The 904-nt window shown below is 65.0% G+C and carries 1 protein-coding gene; it reads left to right on the forward strand.

All coding sequences use genetic code 11. The features are described from left to right. The first annotated feature begins 218 nt into the window (after positions 1–218). Positions 219–554: a hypothetical protein gene (locus QZ271_RS14380; RefSeq protein ID WP_291432628.1), complete on the forward strand. Its 336-nt coding sequence runs from the start codon at positions 219–221 to the stop codon at positions 552–554. Positions 555–904: the final 350 nt, after the last annotated feature.

The raw sequence follows: 904 nt of genomic DNA on the forward strand, positions 1-904 counted from the left end.
CTGGTCAGCGTGTTCACGGGGGATATTCTCATGCCCAATTTCTCTGTCTGATCGTCCCCTGCTGAGCAGTTACCTTTTTTTTGCCTGTCGGTTGGATGGGGCAGATTTTTACCTCCCGTCTCTACTTTGATCATGTTGCATGCAGCACCTGTTCTGACACTGTTCCACTCGGGGGAATACGTACGCTCTTGCGGGGGCGGGGCGGGTACGCTGCCGGTATGCCCCTCTCTGACTATGCGCGGCCCTCCCCTGCCCGGATTCGTCTGTTCCTGTCGCTGCTGCTGATGCTGGTGCTGACGGCGGTGTTCGGGCGGCGGCGTTCGGGGGAACTGGGCACGCGCGAGAGCCTGCGCCGCAGCTCGTTCACGCGGGTGATGTTCATGGACATCGGGGCGCTCAGCACGCTGGGGGCGTGGTACCTGGTGGTGAATGGCCGGACGCCCGTGCGCGTCCCGGCGGCTGTGGCGAGCCTGTTCATGGGGAGTTTCGCGCTGCTGCCGGCGCTGGCGTTCGAGGACTGGGTGGCCGTGCGGGAGGAGCGGCGGGCCGAGTGATGCGGCGCCTCCCACCTGCCTATTGATCTCCAGGATCGTTCGGGGTTGTTGTTCGGGGCGGCGTGTGGGGAGAGGAGCTGAATCACACGTGGTGGTCAGGGCGGCCTGCTGAACACGATTGCCGGGTACGCCTGCGCAGGCGCGCCGCCGTTCGATCTAGCGCCCGTTACAGCCCTTTGGGGCGGGGGTACTGTTCCTGCGCTCGTGGGATGGACGGCCGCGCCGTGACAGGCTGAGCTACTACACCGACTTGAGCGTGAGTACCACCGTTCGTGATCTATAATGCGCGGGTTCCTGGGAACGGTGTGCTTCTGGCGCCGCGCCCTGGGCGGATGGGCCGGGATGGCGGA

It is taken from the genome of Deinococcus sp. (genome assembly GCF_018260555.1).
In the GTDB taxonomy this organism is placed as follows: domain Bacteria; phylum Deinococcota; class Deinococci; order Deinococcales; family Deinococcaceae; genus Deinococcus.